Annotated in this window: 25 protein-coding genes and 3 tRNA genes; 6 read left to right on the forward strand and 22 right to left on the reverse strand. The window is 73.1% G+C overall.

The window, feature by feature from the left end:
- Window positions 1-79 precede the first annotated feature (79 nt).
- A complete protein-coding gene (locus tag CP968_RS14155) occupies window positions 80-1,099 on the forward strand; it encodes an adenosine deaminase (RefSeq protein ID WP_150518350.1) in 1,020 nt (339 codons plus the stop codon).
- On the opposite strand, the gene CP968_RS14160 is transcribed toward CP968_RS14155, so the two are convergent.
- The 9 genes from CP968_RS14160 to CP968_RS14205 all read right to left on the reverse strand — a co-directional run bounded on the left by CP968_RS14160 (window position 1,089) and on the right by CP968_RS14205 (window position 6,604).
- Window positions 1,089-1,505 (reverse strand): hypothetical protein, encoded by a 417-nt coding sequence (locus CP968_RS14160; protein WP_150518351.1) that lies wholly within the window; start codon window positions 1,503-1,505, stop codon window positions 1,089-1,091. The genes CP968_RS14155 and CP968_RS14160 overlap by 11 nt on opposite strands.
- Before the next feature lie 16 nt (window positions 1,506-1,521).
- Complete coding sequence (locus CP968_RS14165) at window positions 1,522-2,577, reverse strand: UDP-N-acetylmuramate dehydrogenase (protein ID WP_150518352.1); 1,056 nt, start codon at window positions 2,575-2,577, stop codon at window positions 1,522-1,524.
- 82 nt (window positions 2,578-2,659) lie between these two features.
- On the reverse strand, window positions 2,660-4,033 hold the full coding sequence (locus CP968_RS14170; protein ID WP_150518353.1) for a DHA2 family efflux MFS transporter permease subunit: 1,374 nt from the start codon (window positions 4,031-4,033) through the stop codon (window positions 2,660-2,662).
- A gap of 343 nt (window positions 4,034-4,376) precedes the next feature.
- Window positions 4,377-4,973 carry a TetR/AcrR family transcriptional regulator gene (locus CP968_RS14180; protein WP_150518354.1) on the reverse strand — a complete coding sequence of 199 codons (597 nt, stop codon included), beginning with the start codon at window positions 4,971-4,973 and terminating at the stop codon, window positions 4,377-4,379.
- Window positions 4,974-5,117: 144 nt separating this feature from the next.
- Window positions 5,118-5,546 carry a MaoC family dehydratase gene (locus tag CP968_RS14185; RefSeq protein ID WP_150518355.1) on the reverse strand — a complete coding sequence of 143 codons (429 nt, stop codon included), beginning with the start codon at window positions 5,544-5,546 and terminating at the stop codon, window positions 5,118-5,120.
- Between the two features lies 1 nt (window position 5,547).
- On the reverse strand, window positions 5,548-6,000 hold the full coding sequence (locus CP968_RS14190; protein WP_150518356.1) for a MaoC family dehydratase N-terminal domain-containing protein: 453 nt from the start codon (window positions 5,998-6,000) through the stop codon (window positions 5,548-5,550).
- Window positions 6,001-6,157: 157 nt separating this feature from the next.
- The gene (gene rpmG, locus CP968_RS14195) at window positions 6,158-6,322 is read right to left on the reverse strand and encodes a 50S ribosomal protein L33 (RefSeq protein WP_003956487.1); all 165 of its coding nucleotides are present in this window, start codon (window positions 6,320-6,322) and stop codon (window positions 6,158-6,160) included.
- A gap of 88 nt (window positions 6,323-6,410) precedes the next feature.
- Window positions 6,411-6,483: transfer RNA gene (locus CP968_RS14200), tRNA-Met, on the reverse strand.
- 48 nt (window positions 6,484-6,531) lie between these two features.
- Window positions 6,532-6,604, reverse strand: a tRNA-Thr gene (locus tag CP968_RS14205).
- Between the two features lie 416 nt (window positions 6,605-7,020).
- Here CP968_RS14205 and CP968_RS14210 point away from each other — a divergent pair.
- Complete coding sequence (locus CP968_RS14210) at window positions 7,021-8,361, forward strand: amidohydrolase family protein (protein ID WP_229886010.1); 1,341 nt, start codon at window positions 7,021-7,023, stop codon at window positions 8,359-8,361.
- Window positions 8,362-8,416: 55 nt separating this feature from the next.
- Window positions 8,417-9,073 carry an SDR family oxidoreductase gene (locus CP968_RS14215; protein ID WP_150518357.1) on the forward strand — a complete coding sequence of 219 codons (657 nt, stop codon included), beginning with the start codon at window positions 8,417-8,419 and terminating at the stop codon, window positions 9,071-9,073.
- Window positions 9,074-9,198: 125 nt separating this feature from the next.
- On the opposite strand, the gene CP968_RS14220 is transcribed toward CP968_RS14215, so the two are convergent.
- A tRNA-Tyr gene (locus tag CP968_RS14220) sits at window positions 9,199-9,280 on the reverse strand.
- Between the two features lie 199 nt (window positions 9,281-9,479).
- Between CP968_RS14220 and CP968_RS14225 the strand changes: the two genes are divergently transcribed.
- A complete protein-coding gene (locus tag CP968_RS14225; RefSeq protein ID WP_150518358.1) occupies window positions 9,480-9,968 on the forward strand; it encodes a YajQ family cyclic di-GMP-binding protein in 489 nt (162 codons plus the stop codon).
- Window positions 9,969-10,174: 206 nt separating this feature from the next.
- Complete coding sequence (locus CP968_RS14230) at window positions 10,175-11,608, forward strand: SulP family inorganic anion transporter (protein ID WP_150518359.1); 1,434 nt, start codon at window positions 10,175-10,177, stop codon at window positions 11,606-11,608.
- 362 nt (window positions 11,609-11,970) lie between these two features.
- Here CP968_RS14230 and CP968_RS14235 read toward each other — a convergent pair whose 3' ends face one another.
- From CP968_RS14235 to CP968_RS14290, 12 genes are all read right to left on the reverse strand, one after another.
- Complete coding sequence (locus CP968_RS14235) at window positions 11,971-12,363, reverse strand: YccF domain-containing protein (protein WP_150518360.1); 393 nt, start codon at window positions 12,361-12,363, stop codon at window positions 11,971-11,973.
- On the reverse strand, window positions 12,360-13,223 hold the full coding sequence (gene htpX, locus CP968_RS14240; RefSeq protein WP_150518361.1) for a zinc metalloprotease HtpX: 864 nt from the start codon (window positions 13,221-13,223) through the stop codon (window positions 12,360-12,362). Before htpX ends, CP968_RS14235 begins: the two co-directional genes overlap by 4 nt.
- Before the next feature lie 222 nt (window positions 13,224-13,445).
- The gene (locus CP968_RS14245) at window positions 13,446-15,029 is read right to left on the reverse strand and encodes an NADH-quinone oxidoreductase subunit N (protein WP_150518362.1); all 1,584 of its coding nucleotides are present in this window, start codon (window positions 15,027-15,029) and stop codon (window positions 13,446-13,448) included.
- Window positions 15,026-16,579 (reverse strand): complex I subunit 4 family protein, encoded by a 1,554-nt coding sequence (locus CP968_RS14250; protein ID WP_150521915.1) that lies wholly within the window; start codon window positions 16,577-16,579, stop codon window positions 15,026-15,028. The genes CP968_RS14245 and CP968_RS14250 overlap by 4 nt, the downstream gene beginning before the upstream one ends.
- Before the next feature lie 38 nt (window positions 16,580-16,617).
- Window positions 16,618-18,672 (reverse strand): NADH-quinone oxidoreductase subunit 5 family protein, encoded by a 2,055-nt coding sequence (locus tag CP968_RS14255; RefSeq protein WP_150518363.1) that lies wholly within the window; start codon window positions 18,670-18,672, stop codon window positions 16,618-16,620.
- Window positions 18,669-19,043, reverse strand: coding sequence for an NADH-quinone oxidoreductase subunit NuoK (gene nuoK / locus CP968_RS14260; protein WP_150518364.1), 375 nt, complete (start codon window positions 19,041-19,043; stop codon window positions 18,669-18,671). Before nuoK ends, CP968_RS14255 begins: the two co-directional genes overlap by 4 nt.
- Window positions 19,043-19,684 (reverse strand): NADH-quinone oxidoreductase subunit J family protein, encoded by a 642-nt coding sequence (locus CP968_RS14265; protein WP_150518365.1) that lies wholly within the window; start codon window positions 19,682-19,684, stop codon window positions 19,043-19,045. Before CP968_RS14265 ends, nuoK begins: the two co-directional genes overlap by 1 nt.
- Complete coding sequence (locus tag CP968_RS14270) at window positions 19,684-20,406, reverse strand: NuoI/complex I 23 kDa subunit family protein (RefSeq protein WP_150521916.1); 723 nt, start codon at window positions 20,404-20,406, stop codon at window positions 19,684-19,686. Before CP968_RS14270 ends, CP968_RS14265 begins: the two co-directional genes overlap by 1 nt.
- Window positions 20,403-21,371, reverse strand: coding sequence for a complex I subunit 1/NuoH family protein (locus CP968_RS14275; protein WP_150518366.1), 969 nt, complete (start codon window positions 21,369-21,371; stop codon window positions 20,403-20,405). Before CP968_RS14275 ends, CP968_RS14270 begins: the two co-directional genes overlap by 4 nt.
- The gene (locus CP968_RS14280; RefSeq protein ID WP_150518367.1) at window positions 21,368-22,606 is read right to left on the reverse strand and encodes an NADH-quinone oxidoreductase subunit C; all 1,239 of its coding nucleotides are present in this window, start codon (window positions 22,604-22,606) and stop codon (window positions 21,368-21,370) included. The genes CP968_RS14275 and CP968_RS14280 overlap by 4 nt, the downstream gene beginning before the upstream one ends.
- A complete protein-coding gene (locus tag CP968_RS14285) occupies window positions 22,603-23,304 on the reverse strand; it encodes an NADH-quinone oxidoreductase subunit B (RefSeq protein ID WP_150518368.1) in 702 nt (233 codons plus the stop codon). Before CP968_RS14285 ends, CP968_RS14280 begins: the two co-directional genes overlap by 4 nt.
- A complete protein-coding gene (locus CP968_RS14290) occupies window positions 23,295-23,702 on the reverse strand; it encodes an NADH-quinone oxidoreductase subunit A (RefSeq protein ID WP_150518369.1) in 408 nt (135 codons plus the stop codon). Before CP968_RS14290 ends, CP968_RS14285 begins: the two co-directional genes overlap by 10 nt.
- A gap of 145 nt (window positions 23,703-23,847) precedes the next feature.
- Between CP968_RS14290 and CP968_RS14295 the strand changes: the two genes are divergently transcribed.
- Window positions 23,848-25,044 (forward strand): sensor histidine kinase, encoded by a 1,197-nt coding sequence (locus CP968_RS14295; RefSeq protein WP_150518370.1) that lies wholly within the window; start codon window positions 23,848-23,850, stop codon window positions 25,042-25,044.
- Window positions 25,045-25,119: the final 75 nt, after the last annotated feature.

The raw sequence follows: 25,119 nt of genomic DNA on the forward strand, positions 1-25,119 counted from the left end.
GCCGACTCACACGTTCGAGCAAGCCCCCGATCGGTAAAACGCCCTCCCGTTCGGGGCGCGCGTACGGCAGGATCACCGGATGGAGCACGCACGCGACCTCACGCTTCTGCCCAAGGCCCACCTGCACCTGCACTTCACCGGCTCGATGCGACCGTCGACGCTGCTGGAGCTCGCCGACAAGTACGGCGTCCGCCTCCCCGACGCGCTGACCGCCGGGGAGCCCCCCAAGCTGCGCGCCACCGACGAGCGCGGCTGGTTCCGCTTCCAGCGGCTCTACGACGCCGCCCGCTCCTGCCTGCGCGAGCCCGACGACATCCGGCGCCTGGTGCGCGAGGCCGCCGAGGAGGACGTGCGGGACGGGAGCGGCTGGCTGGAGATCCAGGTCGACCCGACCTCGTACGCCCCGCTGCTCGGCGGCATGATCCCGGCCGTCGAGATCATCCTCGACGCCGTGGACGCGGCCTCGCGCGAGACCGGCCTCGGGATGCGCGTGGTCATCGCCGCGAACCGCATGAAGCACCCGCTGGACGCCCGTACCCTCGCCCGGCTCGCCGTCCGCTACGCCGATCGCGGGGTCGTCGGCTTCGGACTCTCCAACGACGAGCGGCGCGGCATGGCCCGCGACTTCGACCGGGCCTTCGCCATCGCCCGCGAGGGCGGCCTGCTCGCCGCCCCGCACGGCGGCGAGCTCACCGGCCCGTCCTCGGTGCGCGACTGCCTCGACGACCTGCACGCGGCCCGCATCGGGCACGGCGTACGGGCGGCCGAGGACCCCAGGCTGCTCAAGCGGCTGGCCGACCGGCAGATCACCTGCGAGGTCTGCCCGGCCTCGAACGTGGCCCTCGGGGTCTACGAGCGCCACGAGGACGTGCCGCTGCGGACGCTCTTCGACGCGGGGGTGCCGATGGCGCTGGGCGCCGACGACCCGCTGCTGTTCGGCTCGCGGCTGGCGGCGCAGTACGAGATCGCGCGGACGCACCACGGCTTCACCGACGCCGAACTCGCCGAGCTGGCCCGCCAGTCGGTGCGCGGGTCGGCGGCGCCCGAGGACACGCAGGCCAAGCTGCTGGCCGGGATCGACCACTGGCTCAGCGGGTGAGCCTGAGGTCCCCTTCGTAGCAGTCGGCGCGCACCCGGCCGCCGTCCGGGAAGCCGATCTCCAGGTGGGTGCGGCCCTGTTCGGGCAGGGCGTACTCGGCGACGGAGGCGACGGTCTCGCCGAGGTGGCGCAGGAACGGGTGGTCGCCGAGGTCCTCGCCGACCTCGATGCGGCCCCACTCCCCCATGTCGTACGGGGCGTGCGGCGCACCGGACTCGACGATCAGGCACTGGTCGGATCCGGTGGTGATCCGGATGGAGTCGCCGACGCTGTCGATCAGCCACACGTCGAGCGGTGCCTCGGAGCGCTCGCCGTCGCTGACGTGCCAGGACGCGACGACTCTGCTGAGGGTGCGCCCCACGAGTCGGGTGGGGTCCGTACCGGCCCCGTGGAGCGGACAGAGCATGGGCGGCCGGGGCTCCTCAGATGCTGACGCCGACCGTCACCGGCTCGTTGACGAGGGTGACGCCGAAGGCCGCGTGGACGCCCGCGACGACCTCGCGGGCGAGGGCGAGGAGGTCCTCGGTGGTGGCCTCGCCGCGGTTGGTGAGGGCGAGGGTGTGCTTGGTGGAGATGCGGGCGGGGCCGGTGCCGTAGCCCTTGGTGAATCCGGCCTTGTCGATCAGCCAGGCCGCGCTGGTCTTCGTCCGGCCGTCGCCCGCCGGGTAGGCGGGCGGGGCGGTGTCGGGGCCGAGGCGGTCCTGGGCGCGGGTGAGGAAGGCGGCGTAGGCCTCGTCGGTGAGGACCGGGTTGTGGAAGAAGGAGCCGGCCGACCAGGTGTCGTGGTCGGCGGGGTCGAGGACCATGCCCTTGCCGGCCCGCAGCCGCAGCACGGTCTCGCGGGCGGTGGCGGCCGGCACCCGGTCGCCGGCCGCGACGCCGAGGGCGCGGGCGGTCTCGGGGTACTTGATCGGCGCGGAGAGCCCGCCGGCGTCCTCCAGGGCGAACCGCACGCGCAGGACGACGTACCGCTCGGGCCGGTCCTTGAAGAGGCTGTGGCGGTAGCGGAAGGCGCACTCGGCGGCGGTCAGGGTGACCGTCTCGCGCAGGGTGCGGTCGTAGGCGACGACCTCGGTGATGGTGTCGCGGACCTCCTGGCCGTACGCCCCGACGTTCTGGATCGGGGTGGCGCCGGCGGAGCCGGGGATGCCGGCGAGGCACTCGATGCCGGCGAGGCCCGCTTCGACGGTACGGGCGACGGCGTCGCTCCAGTTCTCGCCCGCGGCGAGCTCCAGGCGGGTGCCGTCCAGCGCGAAGCCGGTGGTCGCGATGCGCAGGGCGGTGCCGTCGAAGCCCCGGTCGCCGATGACCAGGTTGCTGCCGCCGCCGATGACCAGGAGCGGGGTGCCGCTCTCGTCCGCGGCGCGGACGGCCGCGACGACCTCGGCGTCGGTGGTGGCGGTGATCAGGCGGGCGGCGGGGCCGCCGAGCCGGAAGGTGGTCAGCGGGGCGAGGGGGGCGTCGTGGAGTTCCTGCACGGGGACAAGAGTACGGTCCGCGGCCCCCGCATCCCTGCGGGGCCACGGACCGTAACCGCGAGCGGTGGGGCGGGCCGGCGGGTCAGCCGGCGGAGCGCACCTTCCGCGGCGGCGCGGCCGCGCGGGCGGCGGGCACGGCCGGCGCGGACCCCGGCCGGCGCGGCAGCAGCAGGGCCAGCGCGGCGGCGAGGGCGACGGCCCCGGCGCCGATCCACAGGGCGGGGACGGTGCCGTCGGTGAAGGCCTGCGGGGTCTCGTAGCCGCCCCGGGCGGAGAAGACGGAGGCCAGGATCGCGACGCCGAGGGCGCCGCCGACCTCGCGCAGGGCGTTGTTGGTGCCGGAGGCCTTGCCCTGGTCGGCGGGGCCGACGGTGGACATGAGGACGTTGGCGGCGGGGGCGAAGTAGAGGGCCATGCCGATCCCGCTGAGGATCAGCGGCGGCAACTGGGCGGCGTAGGGGAGGTCGGTGGTCAGGATGGCCGCGAACCAGCCGAGGCCGAGGGCCTGGAAGGCCAGTCCGGCGGCGACGACGGGACGGCCGCCGATGCGGTCGGACAGGATGCCGGCGATCGGGGCGACGATCATCGGCATGCCGGTCCACGGGAGCATGCGCAGGCCGGCTTCGGTGGGCGAGTAACCGGCCACGCCCTGGAGGAACTGGCTGAGCAGGAAGATCGAACCGAACATACCGAGGAACATCAGCAGGCTGGCGAAGTTGATTCCGAGGAAGCCCCGGTTGCGGAAGAGACGCATGGGGAGCATCGGGTTGGGGCTGCGGAAGCCGTGGCGGACGAAGGCGCCGACGAGCGCGGTGCCGGCGATCAGGCCGGTGAGCACGGGGGCGCTGGTCCAGCCGTGGGCGTTGGCGTTCACCAGCCCGTAGACGATGCCGAAGAGCCCGCCGCTGATCAGCAGGGTGCCCGGGACGTCGAGGCGGGAGCCGGGGGCGGTGGACTCGGCGAGGCGCAGGCGGGCGAGCGGGATGAGCGCGAGGCCGATCGGGACGTTGAGCCAGAAGATCCACTGCCACGAGATGTGCTCGGTCAGGCTGCCGCCGATCAGCGGCCCGCTGGCGACCGCGAGGCCGGTGACGGCGCCGTAGATGCCCAGTGCCATGCCGCGGCGGGCCGCCGGGACGGCCGCGGTCAGCAGGGTCAGGGTGAGCGGCATCATGATCGCGGCGCCGACGCCCTGGACGGCGCGGGCGGCGATGAGGGCGTCGATCCCGGGCGAGAGCGCGGCGGCGGCGGAGGCTCCGGTGAAGACCGAGAGCCCGACGACGAACAGCCGGCGGCGGCCGAATCGGTCACCGAGGGCGGCGCCGAACATCAGCAGGACGGCGAAGGTGAGCGTGTACGCGTTCACCGTCCACTCCAGGTCCTCCAGCTTGCCGCCGAGGTCGGACCGGATGGCGGGGAGGGCGGTGGTGACGACGAGGTTGTCGAGGGCGGCCATGAAACTGGCGGTACCCGTGAGCACGAGCGCCCAGACGGCCGGGCCACGGAGCCTGGTGTCGGTGGCGGAGGCGGAGGCGGAGGCGGAGGCGGTGGTGGGGTCGGTGCCGTCTTTGGTGGCGGCACCTGCTTCGGTGCCGGTTTTCCTGTTCGGCTCTCTCTTCGGCCCTCTGCCGGTCTCGCTGCCTGGCGTGTTCACGGTTCCCCCTGCTGATTGCTGTTAGTTATTGCTGACTAACTTGTGCGACCAGAAAGACGCGCACACGGCCCCCACCCCCGAACCGACCGCGGACCGGGGTCGGTCCGGGGCTGCGCGCCGTGCGGTCGGACTACCACCCGGACTACTACGGGGTGGTGGAGGCGGTCTGCGTCTGGGGCCGGGGCTGGGGCTGGGGCTGGACCACCGAGTAACACCCCTCCCACACCCGGTGGCCGGGCGGAAAGCCCATGGCGGCCAAGGCGTTGATGAGCATCCCGTAGGCCATGAAGGTGGTGGTCTCACCGGTGTCGGCCCCCAGGGGCAGGTGCACGGTGTCCCACAGCTCCATCCAGCCGGCCCGCACCATCTCCCCGAACTCCGGCTCGCCGGCGGCCTCGGCGGCGGCCACGGTCACGTAGGTCTGCATCTGCATCTGGAGCTTGTCGGGCTGGTCGGTGATGAGCTGCATGTACGCCGCCCCCATGACCTTGACGGCCTTCTCCCCGTGGACCCCCTTCCCCGCCTCCTCCAGCGCGAGGCGGATGTCCTCCATGCAGCGCGCGCTGGCGGCGAGGAAGATCGCCTGCTTGTTGGGGAAGAGCCGGAACAGGTACGGCTGCGAGACACCCACCCGCTTGGCGATCGCCTCGGTGGAAGTCCCGTAATAACCCCCCCGCGCGAACTCGTGCATCGCCGCACGGATGACACTCTCCCGCCGCTCGGCGGCGCTCATCCTGACCATGCGAGAAAGTTAGTGGCTAATCACTAACTTGGTCAAGGGGGTGTGGGGAGCGGGGGTTGGGGACCCGGGCGGTGGGACGGGTCGGTCGGCGGTGTGGGGGCGGCGGTGCGCCCGCCGCCCCCCTCCGCCCCTTCCCGCGTCCCCTCAGCCCAGCGCCACCACGGCCCGGGCCATGCCCAGGACCTTCTGGCCGGCGCTCGTGGCCGTCAGGTCCACTCGGACGCGGTTGTCGTCCAGCTTGGCGGCGACCTTGGCCGTGACCTCGATCAGACCGCCCCGGTCGTCGTTCGGTACGACGACCGGGCGGGTGAAGCGCACGCCGTACTCGACCACCGCGCCCGGGTCGCCGACCCAGTCGGTGACCACGCGGATCGCCTCGGCCATGGTGAACATGCCGTGCGCGATCACGTCCGGCAGTCCCACCTCCTTGGCGAACTTCTCGTTCCAGTGGATCGGGTTGAAGTCGCCCGAGGCGCCGGCGTACCGGACCAGCGTGGCGCGCGTCACGGGGAAGGAGCCCGCCGGGAGCTCGGTGCCGACCTCGACGTCCGCGTACGTGATCTGCGCTGCCATGTCAGGCCTCCTCGGGGGCGCGGGAGACGAGCTTCGTCCAGGCCGTCACCACGTGCTCGCCGGACTCGTCGTGGACCTCGCCGCGGATGTCGATGATGTCGTTGCCGGCCATCGACTTCACGGCCTCGATGGTGGAGGTCACCGACAGGCGGTCACCGGCGCGCACCGGGCGGGCGTACGCGAACTTCTGGTCGCCGTGCACGACCCGGCTGTAGTCCAGGCCCAGCTGCGGGTCCGCGACGACCTGGCCGGCCGCGGCGAAAGTGATGGCGAACACGAAGGTCGGCGGCGCGATCACGTCGGGGTGGCCGGCGTTCTTGGCGGCTTCGGGGTCGGTGTAGACGGGATTGTCGTCACCCACTGCCACCGCGAATTCGCGGATCTTCTCCCGGCCGACCTCGTAAGGATCGGTGGGCGGGTAGCTCCGCCCTACGAAGGACTGGTCGAGAGCCATGACTCGCTACCTCCTGGTGAAGGGACTGGGACACGAAAGAACGGAAAGGAACAGGGTGGAACGACTGGTGGAACGATGCGGGAAACGACATGAGGCCGCCCCCCAGTGAAGGGGGACGACCTCATGACTGTGCCTGTTAAACGGGACTTCGCTGGTGTCAGCGGGTCTCGCGGTGCGCGGTGTGCGAGTTGCAGCGCGGGCAGTGCTTCTTCATCTCAAGACGGTCCGGGTTGTTACGCCGGTTCTTCTTGGTGATGTAGTTCCGCTCCTTGCACTCCACGCAGGCCAGCGTGATCTTCGGGCGGACGTCGGTGGCAGCCACGTGAGTGCTCCTTGACGGAAATTGGGACGGATGAACGCATACAAGAGTAGCCGACCGGGAGACCGACCCCGCAATCGGCTACTGTGTGTAGCGGCGACCGGACTTGAACCGGTGACACAGCGATTATGAGCCGCTTGCTCTACCGACTGAGCTACGCCGCTTTGATGTGATCGACTCCCCACCCGAGGGTGGGGAACCTCTCTCACCAGAGCCCCAATGCGGAATCGAACCGCAGACCTTCTCCTTACCATGGAGACGCTCTACCGACTGAGCTATTGGGGCGAGCGATGAAGACATTACACGGTTGCCCGCCGATCGCCCAAATCCTTTGCGGGGACAGGGCTCCGAGGGGGTCGGCCCCTCATTCCCGATCAAGGCGAAGAGGGCTTCGGACCCCGATTTCGCGCAGATTGTGTCCGGGCTCACATCCCCGCGCCCGCCCGGAGCCCCCGGTGAGCCCCCCGCGAGCCCGCTGCGAGCCGCCCGGGAGCGCTCGACGAGCACCCCTGGGAGCCCTCGGCGGGAGCCGGGCGCGTGCGGGCGGGTGCTCCGGCGCGCGGGCACCACACCGGTACGACTATTTCCCTCCTCCGCGAAGCGGCGTGCCCCGCGCCCTAGGCTCTGAGCACGCTGCGTGATCTTGGGCCGCGGGCCGGAGGCCACGGCTCAGGAACCGCCCGAGCCACCGCAGGAGCGCGATGTCCGACAGCCAGCCGCAGCAGCCGTTCCAGTCCCCGCGCGGTGGCCGCGGCGAGGGCGGCGGCCACGGACCCGCACACGGCCCCGCGGACGGCACCGGTCACCGCGGCGGCCCCACCCCCGGCCACCCGGTCGCCGCCGAGGGCGGCACGCTGCTGCTCACCGGCGCCCGGCTCACCGACGGCCGCACCGTCGACGTGCGGCTCGGCGGGGGGCGCATCCAGGCCGTCGGCACCGCCGGGAGCCTGCCGGCCGCGGCCCTGTCCCGAGTGGACCTGACCGGCTACCTGTTGCTGCCCGCCCCCGCCGAACCGCACGCCCACGGCGACACCGCCCTGACCGCCGACGGCGACGGGCCCGTCTCCTACGCCCCCGACGAGGTCCAGCGCCGCGCCACCGAGGCCGCCCTGCTCCAGCTCGGCCACGGCGCCACGGCCGTGCGTTCGCACGTACGGATCGGGGACGTGCACGGCCTCGGCCCGATGGCGGCCGTGCTCCAGGCCCGCCGCTCCCTGCGGGGCCTCGCCGACCTCACCGCCGTGGCCGTGCCCCGGCTGCTGACCGGGCTGGCGGGTGCGGACGGGCTCGCCATGCTGCGCGACGCGGTCAAGATGGGCGCCTCCGTGATCGGCGGCTGCCCCGACCTGGACCCCGACCCGGCCGGGTTCCTCGAAGCCGTCCTGGAGCTCGCCGCCGAACACGGCTGCCCCGTGGACCTCCACACCGACGGCGACGACCCGGCCCGCCTCGCCCGCCTCGCCGCCATGGCCGGCGGGCTGCGCCCCGGGGTGACCATCGGACCCTGCGGCGGGCTGTCCCGGCTCCCGCTCGACGTGGCCGGCCGCGCCGCCGACCAGCTGGCCGCGGCCGGGGTGCGCGTCACCTGCCTCCCCCAGGGCGACTGCGCGGCCCTGGAGCGCCGCGGTCTGCGCACCGCGCCCGTACGCCTCCTGCGGGCCTCCGGGGTCGGGGTCGCGGCCGGCAGCGGGGCGCTGCGCGACGCCGGGAACCCGGTCGGGCGCGGGGACCCGCTGGAGGCCGCGTACCTCCTGGCGTCCCAGGGCGGGCTGCGTGCGGGCGAGGCCTACGAGTCGGTGAGCTCCTGTGCCCGCGAGGCGATGGGTCTGCCGGAGGTGCGGGTGGAGGCCGGCTTCCCGGCGGAGCTGCTGGCCGTGCGCGGGGACCGGATCGCGGGCGTGCTCTCCCTCGCGTACAGCCGCATCGTGATCCACCGGGGGCGGGTCGTAGCCCGTACGAGTGCCGTACGGGAGTACTGCGACTCGGCGGTCGCGGTGGCCCTGGACCTGCCCCGTCAGGGCCGTACGGAGCCCGGGCCGTGAAGGTCCGCCGGAGCGTTCGCGGGCGTGGGCGGCCGGGTCGTCGTACGGTCGGGGCATGCGCATCGTCATCGCGGGTGGACACGGTCGGATCGCGTTGCGGCTGGAGCGCCTGCTCGCCGCGCGCGGGTACGAGGTGGCGGGGATCGTCCGCGACCCGGCTCAGGGCGACGCCCTCAGGGACGCGGGCGCCGAACCGGTGCTGTGCGATCTGGAGTCGGCCTCGGTGGAGCACGTCGCGGGCATCCTGCAGGGAGCGGCGGTGGCGGTCTTCGCCGCGGGTGCGGGGCCCGGCAGCGGGGTCGACCGCAAGGACACGGTGGACCGGGGTGCGGCGGTGCTGTTCGCGGACGCGGCCGAACGGGCGCGCGTGAGCCGCTTCCTGATGGTCTCCTCGATGGGCGCCGATGCCCGGCACGAGGGTGACGAGGTCTTCGACATCTACCTGCGGGCCAAGGGCGAGGCCGACGAGCACGTCCGGACCAGGCTGGGTCTGGAGTGGACGATCCTGCGGCCGGGCTCGCTGATGGACGACGCGGGGACGGGGCTGGTCCGCCTGGAGGCGCACACGGGACGCGGATCCGTGCCGCGGGACGACGTGGCCGCGGCGCTGGCCGAGCTGATCGAGACTCCGGCGACGGCGGGGCTGACGCTGGAGCTGGTCTCCGGTTCGACGCCGGTCGCGGTGGCCGTCAAGGACGTGGCGGGCAACTGAGGCCCGCGGCCGGGCGGCGCCGAGGCGGCCGCGTCCGTTCCGCTCGTCTCGGTGCTCGGGACGGGCGGAACGTGCGAGAAGACCCCCGCTGCTGCGTTTCCGCAGCAACGGGAGTCTCTATCGCGTGGCGACGCCAGGATTCGAACCTGGGTAGGCTAAGCCGACGGATTTACAGTCCGCTCCCATTGGCCACTCGGGCACATCGCCATGAGATGTCGCCGTGAGGCCGCTTTGGGGCGGTGCTCTGTGGCAACGACGTAAACGATACCCGATGACCGGGGGTGCTTCGCCACCGGATTGATCAGCGCTGCGGGTGGGCGCGGTGGCTAGGCTTTGCGGAGCGGGCCGGGGACGTCCGGCCGTGCCCTCCGGGGCCGTCACCACCGAATTCAAGGAGCCACAGGACATGGCCGACTCCAGTTTCGACATCGTCTCGAAGGTCGAGCGGCAGGAGGTCGACAACGCCCTCAACCAGACCGCCAAGGAACTTTCGCAGCGCTACGACTTCAAGGGCACGGGCGCCACGATCGCCTGGTCCGGCGAGAAGATCGTGATGGAGGCGAACGCCGAGGAGCGCGTGAAGGCGATCCTCGACGTCTTCGAGACCAAGCTGGTCAAGCGCGGCATCTCGCTCAAGGCGCTGGACGCCGGCGAGCCGCAGCTCTCCGGCAAGGAGTACAAGATCTTCGCCACGATCGAGGAGGGCATCTCCCAGGAGAACGCCAAGAAGGTCGCGAAGATCATCCGTGACGAGGGCCCCAAGGCCGTCAAGGCCCAGGTCCAGGGTGACGAGCTGCGCGTCAGCTCGAAGAGCCGTGACGACCTGCAGGAGGTCCAGGCGCTGCTCAAGGGCAAGGACCTCGACTTCGCGATCCAGTTCGTGAACTACCGCTGACCCAGGTCCCCGACCTGACCCGACGCCGGCCCGGCGGTCCTCTCGGACCGCCGGGCCGCGGCCGTTGCGGCGGTGGGGTCGCGGGGCGTGTGTGCGGGGCGTGAGCGGCGCGCGCGCCACCTTGGGCCTCCGTGGGCACTTGGGTGCCGGTCGGTGCGCCCATCACGCTGCTGTCATCCATCACCGCGTGGCAGGGGGGTTCTCGGATGCCTGGGGCCGGCACGTTTCGCGAAGACTTCGGGGCATCGGTCGTGGTGGCGCTGGTCGCGCTGCCGCTGTGCGTGGGGGTGGCCGTCGCCTCCGGGGTGCCGGCCGAGCTGGGGATCGTCACGGGGGTGGTGGGCGGGCTGGTCACCGGGTGGTTCCGCGGGAGTTCGCTCCAGGTGAGCGGTCCGGCGGCCGGTCTCACCGTGCTCGTCTACGAGGCGGTGAGCACGTACGGACTGCCCGCGCTGGGGGTGCTGGTGCTGGCGGCCGGGGTGCTGCAGGCGGGCATGGGGGTGCTGCGGCTGGGGCGGTGGTTCCGGGCGATCTCGCTGGCCGTGGTGCACGGGATGCTGGCCGGGATCGGGCTGGTGCTGATCGCCGGGCAGTTGTACGCCCTGGGCGGGGTGGCGGCACCTGGGCACACCCTGGCGAAGCTGGGCGGGGTGCACGACCTCGTGGCGCGCGCCGACTGGGCGGCCGTGGGGCTCGGGGCGGGGACCGTGGCCCTGCTGGTGGCGTGGCGCCGCATGCCGGCCCGAATACGGATCGTGCCCGGTGCGCTGGTCGCAGTGGTGGCCGCCACGGCGGTGGCGGCGCTGCTCGGGCTGTCGGTGGACCGGGTACGGGTGACGGGGGTGCTGGAGGCGGTGGCGCCGCCTTCCTGGGGGGACTTCGGGGTGCTGGCTTCCTTCGGGGCGGTCGGCACGGTGGTGGCGCTGGCCCTGATCGCCTCCGCCGAGACGCTGTTCAGCGCGGCGGCCGTGGACCGCATGCACGACGGGCCGAGGACCGAGTACGACCGGGAGCTCATCGCGCAGGGTGTGGGCAACGGTGTGTGCGGGTTGTTGGGGGCGCTGCCGATGACCGCGGTGATCGTGCGGAGCGCCGCGAACGTGGAGGCGGGGGCCCGGACCCGGGCGTCGCGGGTGATGCACGGTGGCTGGCTGCTGCTGTTCGCCGTGGCCGTCCCGCGGGTGCTGGAGCTCGTGCCGTTGGCGGCGCTGGCGGGGGTACTGCTGCACGCGGGCTGGAAGCTGCTGCCGGCCCGGGCGGTGGCGGCGCTGTGGAAGACGCACCGGGGCGAGGCGGTGGTGCTGGTGGCGACGGCGGGCGCGGTCGTGGCCACGAACCTCTTCGAAGGGGTGCTGCTGGGGCTGGGGCTCGCCGTCGCCAAGGCGGCCTGGGAGACCTCCCACGTGCATCTGGAGGAGGTGTGGGAGGGCGGGGAGCTGTGCGTGCGGGTGGTGGGGAACGCCAGCTTCCTGCGGCTGCCGAAACTGCTCGACGCGCTGGACGCCCTGCCGCACGGGAAGCCGGTACGGCTCGATCTGACCGGGTTGCGGCATCTCGACCATGCCTGCCTGACCGCGCTGGAGGGCTGGCAGCGGCGGCGCGATCCGCTGCCGGGCCGGGGCCGGGAGGGCGTGGGGTAGGCGGCTCGGTTCGGGTCCCGTCCGGCCTCGGGGGTACGGGCCCGGTGCGCGGTCGCGAACGCCGGTGCACGGGCTCTCGATGCAGGTGTCAAGGTGCGGGCCGTGGCGGCGCGGCCGTCCGGCTGCGGCCCGTCGAGTCCCCGGTGGCGCTGCGGATCAAAGGGATCGCGGGGATCGCGGGGCGTCGTGCGCCGTGCGTATGTCCTCGGGCCGACCGGGTCTGCCGGGCGTCGCAGGCCTTGGAGGCCTCGGGGGTCTGGTCGTGGCTTGCTGTGGCAACTGCTCCGTTTCGTTCATGTGTTCATGGTGGACCATGCCGCCGTCGGCCCGCCCGGCCTGTGGACAACTCGGCCGGGGCCGGGTCAGCGTGAGGCGAAGGGGGCGTCGGTCGGGACGATTTCGCGGCCCAGGGGGAGCAGTGAGAGCGGGACCATCTTGAAGTTGGCGATGCCGAACGGGATGCCGATGATCGTGACGCAGAGGGCGATGCCCGTGACGATGTGGCCCAGGGCGAGCCACCAGCCCGCGAGGACGAGCCACAGGACGTTGCCCACGCAGGACGGGGCGCCCGCGTCGTGCCGCTCGACCGTGGTGTAGCCGAAGGGCCAGAGGGCGTAGACCGCGATGCGGAAGGCGGCCACCCCGAAGGGGATGCCGATGATCGTGATGCACAGCAGGACGCCCGCGAGGACGTAGCCGAGGAACAGCCAGACGCCGCTGAGCACGAGCCAGATGATGTTCAGGATGGTTTTCACTGCCGGCGGCCTGCCATCTGTTCGAGCCGGGCGATGCGCTCGGCCATCGGGGGGTGGGTGGAGAACATCTTGGAGACCCCCGCGCCGGGGCGGAAGGGGTTGGCGATCATCATGTGGCTCGCCGTCTCCAGTCGGGGCTCCGGGGGCAGCGGGAGCTGCTTGGTGCCGGCGTCGAGCTTGCGCAGGGCGCTGGCCAGGGCGAGCGGGTCGCCGGTGAGCTGGGCTCCGGAGGCGTCGGCCTCGTACTCGCGCGAGCGGCTGATGGCGAGCTGGATCACGGACGCGGCCAGCGGGCCGAGGATCATGATCAGCAGCATGCCGAAGAGGCCGGGGCCCTCGTCGTCGTTGGACCGGCCGACCGGGATCAGCCAGGCGAAGTTGACCAGGAACATGATCACGGAGGCGAGTGCTCCGGCGACGGACGAGATGAGGATGTCGCGGTTGTAGACGTGGCTGAGCTCGTGGCCGATGACTCCGCGCAGCTCGCGTTCGTCGAGGATGCGCAGGATGCCCTCGGTGCAGCAGACCGCGGCGTTGCGCGGGTTTCGGCCGGTGGCGAACGCGTTGGGTGCCTCGGTCGGTGAGATGTAGAGCCTGGGCATGGGCTGGCGGGCCGAGGTCGAGAGCTCGCGGACCATGCGGTAGAGCTCGGGGGCCTCGAACTCGCTGACGGGCCGGGCGCGCATCGCGCGCAGCGCCAGCTTGTCGCTGTTCCAGTACGCGTACGCGTTCGTCCCGAGGGCGACCAGGACGGCGACGATCAGGCCCGTCCGTCCGAAGAAGCTGCCGATGAGGATGATGAGTGCGGACATCCCGCCGAGGAGTACGGCGGTCTTGAGCCCGTTGTGCCGGCGGTGCACGGTACGCCCTCCAAGTGGTGCGGCAGGGGACCCGTCGATGGTCGGTGGATCTGAGGGTCTACGGTCCAGTGGACCCTTCCTTCCTGGTCAACGCGAGGTGGCGGCGTCAGGTTCCCAGGGCGCGGCGGGCCGGCCGCCGGGCGCCGCCCGCCCGGGGCGGGCGGGGGCGGGCGGCGGTGCGTTGGCCCGTACGGGTGAGGGCGGGCGGCGGGCGGGCCGGGGCTACTGGGCGAAGAGGCTGCCCGTCGCGAAGCGCAGGACCAGCTGCGGGGCTCCGGACAGGGCCAGGGCGATGGCGGCGGTGAGCACGATGGCGGCCGTGACGGGCCACGGGGCCCGTGCGGCGGCGGCCGGGGCCTCGGTGTCGCTTCCGGGGTCCGCGGGGTCCTGGGCGGCCCCTGTGGCCTCGGCGGCCGGTTCCGGGGTGCGGAAGAGGAGCGCCGTCCAGCGCAGGTAGTAGTACAGGGCGACGACGACGTTGACGGCCATGACCGCGGCGAGCCAGCCCAGGCCCGCGTCGACGGCGGAGCGCAGGACGGTGACCTTGGCGAAGAGGCCGATGATGCCCGGCGGCAGGCCGGCGAGGCAGAGCAGGAAGAAGGCCAGGGCGAGTGCGGCGAGCGGGCGCTGCGCGTAGAGGCCGCGGTAGTCGTCGAGCCGGTGGAGCGGCTTCGTCCGGGCGACGAGCGCGGCCACGGAGAAGGCGCCGAGGTTCACGGCCGCGTACATGAGGGCGTAGGCGACGGTGGAGCCGATCTGGTCGCGGTCGGAGTACGCGGCGGCGGCGATCGGGACCAGCAGGTAGCCGGCCTGGCCGACCGAGGACCAGGCGAGCAGGCGTACGGCGCTGTTCGGGCGGTCCGGGGACTGGCGCAGGGCGGCGGCGTTGCCCAGGGTCATGGTGAGGGCGGCGAGGACGGCGAGGGCGGGGCCCCAGATGTCGGAGTACGCCGGGAAGGCGATGACGGTGACGAGGATCAGGCCGGTGAAGCCGACGGCCTTGCCGATCACCGAGAGGTAGCCGGCGATGGGCAGGGGGGCGCCTACGTAGGTGTCGGGGACCCAGAAGTGGAAGGGGACGGCCGCGGTCTTGAACGCGAAGCCGACGAGGGTGAGCGCGACGCCGGCCATGGCGAGGGTGTCGAGCTGCCCGGGCACGTCTTCGAGGCGGTCGGCGACCTGGGTGAGGTGCAGGGAGCCGGTGGCGGCGTAGACGAAGCTGACGCCCATCAGGGAGACGGCGGTGGCGGTGACGGAGGAGAGGAAGAACTTGAGGGCGGCCTCGGAGGAGAGGCGGTCGCCGCGGCGCAGGCCGACGAGGGCGAAGGCGGGCAGCGAGGCCACTTCGAGGGCGACGATCAGGGTGGCGAGGTCGCGGGAGGCGGGCAGCAGGGCGGCGCCGGCGGCGGACGAGAGCAGCAGGAACCAGTACTCGCCGGCGGGCATGCGGGCGTCGCGGACGGCGGTGACCGACAGCAGGGCGGTGATGAGGGCGCCGCCGAGGACGAGGAACTGGACGACGAGGGCGAAGTGGTCGGCGGTGTAGCTGCAGGTGTCGGGGGTGCCGGGGAGGCAGAAGGTGGTGCGGTCGCCGGCGCGCAGCGGCAGCAGGGAGGCGGTCGCGGCGGCGAGGCCGGCGACGGAGACCCAGCCGAGGACGGGCTTGCGGCGTTCCGGTACGAAGAGGTCGGCGACGAGGACGGCGAGGCCGACGGCGGCGGTGAGGACGACGGGTGCGACGGCGAGCCAGTCGACGGACTGGACCAGGCTGGGGGTCCCGGCGGCGGAGGCCGTGAGGGCCGTCATGAGGTGCCTCCTGCGAGGAGCTTCTGGACGGCCGGGTCGGTGAGGCCGAGGAGGACCGCGGGCCACAGGCCGGCGAGGACGGTGAGGGCGACGAGCGGGGTCCAGGCGGCGAACTCGTGGCGCTGGATGTCCGCGACGGTCAGGTCGGGGCCGGTCGCGGGGTCGCCCATGCAGACGCGCCGGACGACGATCAGCAGGTAGGCGGCGGTGAGCAGGGTGCCGAACGCGCCGAGGGCCATGTAGGTGAGGAAGGCGGGGCGGGAGAGGCCGGGGGCCGGGTCGAAGGCGCCGAACAGGGCCAGCATCTCGCCCCAGAAGCCGGCCAGTCCGGGCAGGCCGAGGGAGGCGACGGCGGCGAAGGCGAGGAACGCGCCGAGGCGGGGGGCGCGGCCGTAGAGGGCGGCGCCGGTGGCGCCGGCGAGGGTGTCGAGGTCGGCGGTGCCGTAGCGGTCCTTGAGCGCGCCGACCAGGAAGAAGAGCAGGCCGGTGATCAGGCCGTGGGCGATGTTGGCGAAGAGCGCGCCGTTGACGCCGGTGGGGGTCATGGTCGCGATGCCGAGGAGCACGAAGCCCATGTGGCCGACGGAGGAGTACGCGATGAGGCGCTTGAGGTCGCCCTTGCTCCCCTTGCGGGCGAGCGCGAGGCAGGCGAGGGAGCCGTAGACGATGCCGACGGCGGCGAAGGCGCCCAGGTAGGGCGCGAAGGTGGCCATGCCGTCGGGGGTGACGGGCAGCAGGATGCGGACGAAGCCGTAGGTGCCCATCTTCAGCAGGACGCCGGCCAGCAGGACGGAGCCGACGGTGGGGGCGGCGGTGTGGGCGTCGGGGAGCCAGCTGTGCAGCGGCCACATCGGGGTCTTGACGGCGAGGCCGGTGCCGATGGCGAGGACGGCCAGGAGCTGGGTGGTGTGGGTGAGTTCGCGGCCGTTGTCAGAGGCGAGTGCCACCATGTCGAAGGTGCCGCTGTTCACGCCGATGAGCAGCAGTCCGAGCAGCATGACGACGGAGCCGAGGAGGGTGTACAGGATGAACTTCCAGGCGGCGGACTGCCGTTGTGCACCGCCCCAGCGTGCGATGAGGAAGTACATCGGGATGAGGACCATCTCGAAGGCGAGGAAGAACAGCAGCAGGTCGAGGACGGCGAAGGTCGCGAGGGTGCCGGATTCGAGGACGAGCAGCAGGGCGACGAAGGCCTTCGGGGAGGGGCCTGCGGGGAGCTTGAAGTAGCTGTAGAGCGCGCAGAGGAAGAACAGCAGCGCGGTCATCAGGAGGAGGGGGAGCGAGATGCCGTCGATGCCGAGGTGGATGCGGACGTCCAGCGCCTGGATCCAGCTGATGTCGGTGGTGGCCTGGAAGCGGGCCGGGGCGTCGTGGTCGAAGCCCAGGGCGAGGGCGATCGCCGCGGCGAGGATCACGCCGGTGACGGTCACGCCGTGGCGCAGGACGGCCTGTTCGGGGTTGCGGCCCTTGAGGCCGGGCGGGGGCGGCAGGAGGGCTGCGACGGCGCCGAGGAGCGGTGCGGCCACGACGAACGCCAGGAGGAACTGCATCACGGACGGGCTGATATCAATCACGGCTGACTCACGGCTCACGATCCGGCGTTGACGTTGGCGAGGACGGCGGTGGCGATCGCCAGGACCACGGCGCCGGCGAGCAGGGCGCTCAGGTAGGTCTGCACGTTGCCGGTCTGGGCGCGGCGGACGAGGGTGCCCAGCAGCCGGGGGGCGGCGCCCGCGCCGCGGACGTACGTGTCGACGACCTCGCGGTCGAGGAACCGGACGAGGCGTGCGGCCGCGCGGACGGGGCGGACGAACAGCCGGTCGTAGACGGCGTCGAGGTGGAAGCCGTCGGCGGCGTGGCGGTGCAGGGGGCCCAGCAGCGCGCGTCCGGGGTCGGGGGCGGGGCCGGTCGGTACTGCGGGGTGCTGGTGGGTGACCTCCGCGACCTCGGGGGTCTCGGCGGCGGATTCGGCGGCGGCGGTGGCGGCGGAGATGCGGGCGGAGACGGCGGCGGGCTGTTCGGCGGTGGCTCCGGCCGCGGCGGCCGCGCCGATGGCGGCGGGGGCCGTGGCGGTCCGGGCGGTGTCGCGCTGCCAGAGGCCGTAGGTGAGGAGGGCGCCGATGACGGCGGCGCCGGTGCCGAGGAGGGAGGTGGTGAGGGTGGGGACGAGCCGTCCCCCGTCGAACCAGTCGGCGAGGGGGCCCGCGGCGAGGCCGAATCCGACCGAGGGGATCGCGAGCAGCCACAGCACGCCGGTCATGGCGACGGGTTCCCTGCCGTGGTCGGGGGCGGCGGCGCCGCGGCCGCGGAAGGCCATGAGCCACAGCCGGGTGGCGTAGGCGGCGGTGAGCACGGCGCTGAGCAGGCCGGCGACGAGGACGGTCCAGCCGGCGGCGGGGGGCGCGACGGACGAGTGGCCGGCGGCGCTGAGCTCGGCGGCGACGAGGACGGCTTCCTTGGAGAAGAAGCCGGCGAACGGCGGGATCGCGGCGAGGGCGAGCAGCGCGATCGTCATCGTCCAGAAGGCGTCGGGGATGCGCTTGGCCAGGCCGTCCATCCGGCTCATGGCGGCGAGGGAGTTGGTGCCGGCGGCGTGGATGATCACGCCGGCTCCGAGGAACAGCAGCGCCTTGAAGGCGCCGTGGGACAGGAGGTGGAAGACGGCGGCGCCGCGGTCGCCGACGGCCAGGGCGCCGGTCATGTAGCCGAGCTGGCCGATCGTGGAGTAGGCGAGCACGCGTTTGATGTCGTCCTGGGCGAGGGCGGCGAGGCCGGAGCCGATCATCGTGACGGCCGCCATGACGGCCATGACCAGCAGGGCGGCGTGCGACGCCGTGAAGACCGGCAGGAGGCGGGCGACGAAGTAGACGCCGGCGGCGACCATCGTCGCGGCGTGGATGAGCGCGGAGACCGGGGTGGGGCCGGCCATGGCGTCGGGGAGCCAGGTGTGCAGCGGGAACTGCGCCGACTTGCCCGCGACGCCCGCGAGGAGGAGCAGGGCGACCGGTGTCGGGTGGTCGAGTCCGCCCGCGGCGACGGTGTCGAGGATCTTGGTGATGCGGAAGGAGCCGGCGTCGGTGGCGAGGGCGAACAGGCCGATCAGGAAGGGGACGTCGCCCAGCTTGGTGACGAGGAAGGCCTTCAGGGAGGCGGAGCGGGCCGCCTGCGTCTCCCAGTAGTGGCCGACGAGGAAGTACGAGCAGATGCCCATGACTTCCCAGCCGACCAGCAGCACCATGAGGTCGCCGGAGTAGACGACGAGCAGCATGGCGGAGGTGAAGAGGGAGACGAGGGCGGCGTACGAGGGGTAGCGCGGGTCGTCGCGGAGGTAGGCCGTCGAGTAGACCTGCACACAGGTGGCGACGAGCCCGACCAGGACGGCGACGAGCACGGCGAAGCCGTCCAGGTGCAGGGAGAGCTCGATCGGCACCGAGCCGGTCGGGGTCAGCTCGGTCGCGGTGTCGATGGCGGCTCCGCCGCCTTGGCGGAGGGCGACGAGCACGGCCAGGACGGCGGCGGCCAGCGTCGGGAGGAGGGCGAGGGGGCGTACGAAGCCGGGTGCGGTGCGGCCGAGGAGGAGCCCGGCCACGGCGCCCAGGAAGGGCAGCAGGGGGACGAGTACGGCGAGGGTCGTGGTGCTCACGCGGCGGCCTCCGGCCGTGCGGTGCCGGCGGCGGTGCCGGGGCCGGGGTTCTGGTCGGGCTCGTGGCCTTCGGCGGTGTCGCGCAGCCGGTCGACGTCCGAGGTGCCGCGGTTGCGGTAGACCATCAGCACGATGGCGAGGCCGATGCCGATCTCGGCGGCGGCGATGGCGATGGTGAACAGGGCGAGGGCCTGGCCCGAGTGCAGGGTGTCGCGCAGCCAGACGTCGAAGGCCACCAGGTTGAGGTTGACGGCGTTGAGCATCAGCTCGACGGACATCAGGACCAGGATGGCGTTGCGGCGGGCGAGCACGCCGTACAGGCCCGTGGCGAAGAGGAGCGCCGCCAGGACGGCGGGGTAGGCGAGGTGCATCAGCGCTGCCCCTTGTCGCGGGCGTCGGCGGGGGCAGCGGGGCCCGAGGGGACGGTGGGGGCCGTGGGGACGGTGGGGTCGTTCTTGCGGGACAGCACGATGGCGCCGATCAGGGCCGCGAGGAGGAGGACGGAGAGCGCCTCGAAGGGCAGCACCCAGTACTTGAAGAGGATCGCGCCGGTGACCTCGGTGGAGCCCTGGACGGGACCGTCGAGGTCGATCCAGGTCGCGCGGAAGGCGTCGACGACGACCCAGACGAGCGCGACGGCGGCGACGGCCGCGACGCCGAGCGCGACGGGGCGGTTGCCGGAGTCGGCGTCCGGGGAGCGGCCGATGGGCGCCTTGGTCAGCATCAGCCCGAAGAGGAGCAGGACGACCACGGACCCGAGGTAGATCAGGACCTGGACCCAGGCGATGAACTCGGCGGTCAGCAGCAGGTACTCGACGGCGATGCCGCCGAGGGCGACGACCAGCCAGAGGGCGGCGTGCACCAGCTGTTTGGTGGTGACCGTGACGAGGGCGGCGCCGAGGGTGGCGAGGCCGACCAGGACGAAGGCGATCTCGACCCCGGTCGGGGAGAGGAAACCGGGGGCCTGCGCGGTGGCGGCCGCCGTGGCGGCGGTGAACGGGGCGGTGGGCATCAGGCGGTACCTCCCGCCGGGTCGTCGGGCCGCTCCGGCCCGGGGGCGGGGCCGGGGTCGGGGGCTCGTTCGGTACCGGCGGGCGGGGCCGGGGTCGTGCCCGGGGCAGGGGTCGTGCCTGCGGGCGGGGTCGCGTCCGTACCCGTACCTGTACCCGTACCTGCGGCCGGGGCCGGGGAGGGCGCGGCGGCCGCTGCGGCCGCGGCCTCGGCCTTGTCGGCCGCCTTGCGGGCGGCGGCGAGTTCCTTGGGTTCCTCGGCGGCCGGGTCCAGGGCGGGCGGGGCCGGGACGGTCCACATCCATTCGCGGAGCTTGTCCCGCTCGTGGGTCAGCTCGTGGATGTCGGTCTCCGCGTACTCGAACTCCGGTGACCAGAAGAGCGCGTCGAAGGGGCACACCTCGATGCAGATCCCGCAGTACATGCAGAGCGAGAAGTCGATGGCGAAGCGGTCGAGGACGTTGCGGCTGCGCTCGCGGCCGCCGGGGGTGGAGGCCGGGACGGTCTCCTTGTGGGAGTCGATGTAGATGCACCAGTCGGGGCACTCGCGGGCGCAGAGCATGCAGACCGTGCAGTTCTCCTCGAACAGCCCGATGACGCCGCGGCTGCGCGGCGGGAGTTCGGGCTGGACCTCGGGGTACTGGGCGGTGTGCGAGCGCCTGGTCATCGTGCGCAGGGTGACGGCGAGCCCCTTGGCGAGGCCGTGTCCGGGAATGGGCATCAGTTGATCGCCACCTTCACGATGCCGGTGAGCGCGATCTGGGCGAGCGCGAGCGGGATGAGTACGGTCCAGGCGAGCTTCTGGAGCTGGTCCTCGCGCAGCCGCGGGTAGCTCACCCGGAGCCAGATCACGACGAAGGCGAGCAGCGCGACCTTCAGGAGGGTCCAGACCCAGCCGAGTCCGTCGGCTCCGAGGGGGCCGTGCCAGCCGCCGAGGAAGAGGACGGTGGTGAGGGCGCAGAGGACGACGATGCCGGCGTACTCGGCGAGCAGGAACAGCGCGAAGCGCAGGCCGGTGTACTCGGTGTACGCGCCGAAGATGATCTCGGAGTCGGCGACGGGCATGTCGAAGGGGGGCCGCTGGAGCTCGGCGAGGCCGGCGGTGAAGAAGACCAGTCCGCCGACGATCTGCCAGGGCAGCCACCACCACTCGAAGGCGTCGACGATGCCGGGGAGGGAGACGGTCCCGGCGGCCATCGCGACGGAGGCGGCGGCGAGCAGCATCGGGAGTTCGTACGCGAGCAGCTGGGCGGCGGTGCGCAGGCCGCCGAGCAGGGAGAACTTGTTGGCGGAGGCCCAGCCGGCCATCAGCGAGCCGAGGACCCCGACGCCCATCACGGCGAGCGCGAAGAACAGTCCGGCGTCGACGACCTGGCCGACCGCGCCCTCGCCCGGGCCGATCGGGATGACGAGCAGGACGAGGAGGTAGGGCAGCAGGGCGACGGCGGGGGCGAGTTGGAAGATGCGGCGGTCGGCGTTGGCCGGGACGATGTCTTCCTTCTGCGCGAACTTGACGCCGTCGGCGACGAGCTGGGCCCAGCCGTGGAAACCGCCGGCGTACATGGGGCCGAGACGGCCCTGCATGTGGGCCATCACCTTGTGCTCGGTCTGCCCGACGACGAGCGGGAGCACGAGGAAGACGGCGAAGACGACGATCAGTCGCAGCGCGACGTCGAGGACGTCGTTCACGCGTCGCCTCCGTTGTCGGGGTGTCGGGTACCGGGCCGGGGCTCGGGCTCGGATGCGGGCTCGGGCTCGGGCTCGGGGGTGAGTCCCGGATCGGGCTCGGGCTTGGGCCCCGGCTTCGGCTCGGGCTCGGGCTTGGGCCCCGGCTTCGGCTCGGGCTCGGTTCCCCGCTCGGGCTCGGGCTCGGGCTCGGGTCCCGGTGTGGGCTCGGCCGACGGCTCGGGCTCGGGTCCCGGTGTGGGCTCGGCCGACGGGTCGGGCTCGGGTCGGCTTACGGGTTCCGGTGCCGCCGGTGGTTCTTCGAAGGCGGGCTTCGGGGCGTGCCAGGGCGCGTCCGCGCTGCGCGGGGCCGGTCGCGCGGCCGGGGCCGCCGGTCCGCTCGCCGGGCCCGCGGCCTGGCTGGCCGAGCCCTCCGAGACCGAGCGGGTGCGGCGCGGCGGCCGGGCGGGAGCCGCCGGATCGGGCTCCGCGGCCGGAGGAGTCCCCGGGCCCGCGGCCTGGGTGGCGGAGCCCTCGGACACCGAGCGGGTGCGGCGCGGCGGGGCGCCCTCGCGGCCGGCGCGGCCCGCAGCACCCGCACCCGTACCCGCAGCGCCCGTGCCCGCGGCGGCGGTGCGGGCGGTGCGGGGGGTGCGGGCCGGGCGGGCGGGGGCCGGCGGGAGCTGGCCCTTCATCGGGCCCCAGTCGTTGGGGTCGGGGACGCCGGGCGGGAGCATCTGGCGGCGCTTGGGCCCGTCGGGGTCCGCGCCCTCACCCGGTTCCTTGGCGCCGGGCCAGGCCTTGGCGACGCGCGCGGCCAGGACGAAGTCCTTGCGCAGCGGGTGTCCCTCGAAGTTCTCGGGCAGCAGCAGCGGGACGAGGTGGGGGTGGTCGGTGAAGACCACGCCGAACATCTCGAAGGTCTCGCGCTCGTGCCATGCGGCCCCGGCGTAGACGGCCACGGCGGAGGGCAGCGCGGGCGCTCCGTGCGGGACGGTGGTGCGCAGCAGGAGGCGGCGTACGCGGTGGTCCTCCAGCGAGACCACGTGCGCGCAGACCCGGAAGCCGGTGCCCGGTTCGTCGACGGCGCTCAGCCAGTCGAAGAAGGTGCAACCCAGCTTGTCCCGGGCGATTTCGAGCGCCGGGATCCAGGAGCCGACCGGGACGTCGACGGTCAGGACGTCGTACGCGCGGGAGCCGAGGGCCTCCTCGCCGAAGACGGCCGGCGCCGCGTCGGGCAGCGAGTCGTAGAGGTTCACGTGCCGGCTCCGGGGGTGGGCGGGGGCGTGACCAGGCCGCTGGTGAGCTGGCCGACGGAGGGCGAGTCGGCGTACCGCTCGGCCAGGGACTCGCGGGCGATCTTCTCCTGGAGCTTGAGGATGCCCTGGAGGAGCGCTTCGGGGCGGGGCGGGCAGCCGGGCACGTAGACGTCGACGGGGATGATCTGGTCGACGCCCTTGGTCACCGCGTACGAGTCCCAGTACGGGCCGCCGCAGTTGGAGCAGGCGCCGAAGGAGATGACGTACTTCGGCTCGGGCATCTGCTCGTACAGCCGCTTGACGGCCGGGGCCATCTTGTCGGTGACGGTGCCCGAGACGATCATGAGGTCGGCCTGGCGCGGCCCGGGCGCGAAGGGGATGACGCCGAGGCGGATGAAGTCGTGCCGGGCCATGGACGCGGCGATGAACTCGATGGCGCAGCAGGCGAGGCCGAAGTTGAAGACCCACAGGCTGTAGCGGCGGCCCCAGTTGAGGACCACCTTCATCGGTTCCGGGGCCAGCCGGGAGAGGACGCCCAGGCGCTTGGGCTCCGGCAGCAGCCGGGGCTGCGGCGCCGCGGTGCCCGCCGCCGCGGGCGGGATCGCGCCCGTCGCGCCTGTCGCGCTCGTCGCGCCTGTCACGTCTGGTGCGGTTGCGGCGCCTGTCGCTGCCGGTGTCGCATCCGGTGTCACGTCCATTCGAGGACGCCCTTCTTGTACGCGTAGAGCAGGCCCACGGCGAGGAACCCGAGGAAGATGAACATCTCGACCAGCGTCGTGGTGCCGTAGCCGGCGACGGCGAACACGGTCGCCCAGGGGAACAGGAAGATCGAGTCGACGGCGAAGATGACGTAGAGGAAGGCGTAGACGTAGTAGCGGACCTGGGTGTGCGCCCAGCCCTCGCCGACCGGGTCGACGCCGCACTCGTACGTCAGGAGCTTCTCGGGGGTCGGGACGGCGGGGCGCAGCAGGCGGTTCGCGCCGAAGGCCACGGCGACGAAGAGCACACCGAGGACGGCGAGCAGGCCGACGACCGAATAACTCCGGAAGTAGTCCGCGGCGAGCACGGTCACGGTCGATACCGTTGGTTCGGGCACGTCCGTCTTCGCTCCTCGGCCGCCGTCGGTGATCTGTTACGGACGGGAGTCTAGGGCCTGCCTCCCACGGGGTGGGGTTATCCCCCGTTCACCGCACCCGGCCGCCCCATGGCTCCGGGGGGAGCGGCTTGGCAGGCTGTGCCGCATGACCGCGCGCATGCACACCACCGATCACGCCGGGGACGACCGGCCGCCGCCCGTACGCCCCGCCTTCGACGCCGTGACCTGGAAGGAGATCGTCCATCTGCTGGTGAACCTGCCGGTGGCGGTCGTCGGGTTCGTGTACACGGTGTCCATGGTCGGCGTCTCGGGCGGGCTGGCCGTGACGGCGGTCGGGCTTCCGCTGCTGGCGTGCGGACTGTTCCTGTCCCGCCAGTTGGGACGGCTGGACCGGGCGCGGGCCCGGGTGCTGCTGGGCGTCCGGGTGGAAGAGCCGACTCCGATCCCCGGGCCGAAGCGGTCGGGCGGTTTCTTCCCCTGGTTGTGGACGAGCCTGAAGGACCCGGTGGCGTGGCGCACGGTGCTGTACGGGCTGGTCCGGCTGCCGTGGGGGGTGCTGACCTTCACCGTGGTGCTGACCGGGCTGTTCGTGCTGTGGCCGGTGCTGCCGTACGTGACGCGGCTGCTGGCCAACGCGGACCGGGCGATGGTACGGGGCCTGCTGTCGCCCTCCGACGACCTGGAGCGGCGGATCGCCGAGCTGGAGTCGGACCGGACGGTGGTGGTGGACACCTCGGCGGCGGACCTGCGGCGCATCGAACGGGACCTGCACGACGGGGCCCAGGCCCGGCTGGTGGCGCTGGCCATGGGTCTGGGCCTGGCGAAGGAGAAGCTGCTCGCGGACCCCGAGGGCGCGGCGGCGATGGTCGACGAGGCGCACGGCGAGGTGAAGCTGGCCCTCCAGGAGCTGCGGGACCTGGCGCGGGGCATCCACCCGGCGGTGCTGACGGACCGGGGGCTGGACGCGGCGCTGTCGTCGGTGGCCGCGCGGTGCCTGGTGCCGGTGAAGGTGGCGGTGGACCTGCCGGCGCGGCCGGCGGAGGCGATCGAGGGCATCGCGTACTTCGTGGTCTCGGAGCTGCTGCAGAACGTGAGCAAGCACGCGGCGGCGCGGGGCGCGGCCGTGGAGGTGTGGCGGGCCGGCCCGCGGCTGCTGATCCGGGTGTCGGACGACGGGCGGGGCGGGGCGCGGCCGGAGGGCGGGTCGGGGATGGCGGGGCTCGCGGAGCGGCTGGGGGCGGTGGACGGGGTGTTCGTCGTGGACTCCCCCGAGGGGCGCGGGACGGTGGTGACCGCCGAGCTGCCGTGGCGCGACCGCTCGGCCGCGCCGCCGCGGCACTGACGGCACCCGGCCCGGACGGAGCTTGACGCTGACGCGGCCCGGCACCCCGTGGGCCCCCGCCCGGTTCGGGCGGGG

This window comes from Streptomyces subrutilus (assembly GCF_008704535.1).
Classification (GTDB): domain Bacteria; phylum Actinomycetota; class Actinomycetes; order Streptomycetales; family Streptomycetaceae; genus Streptomyces; species Streptomyces subrutilus.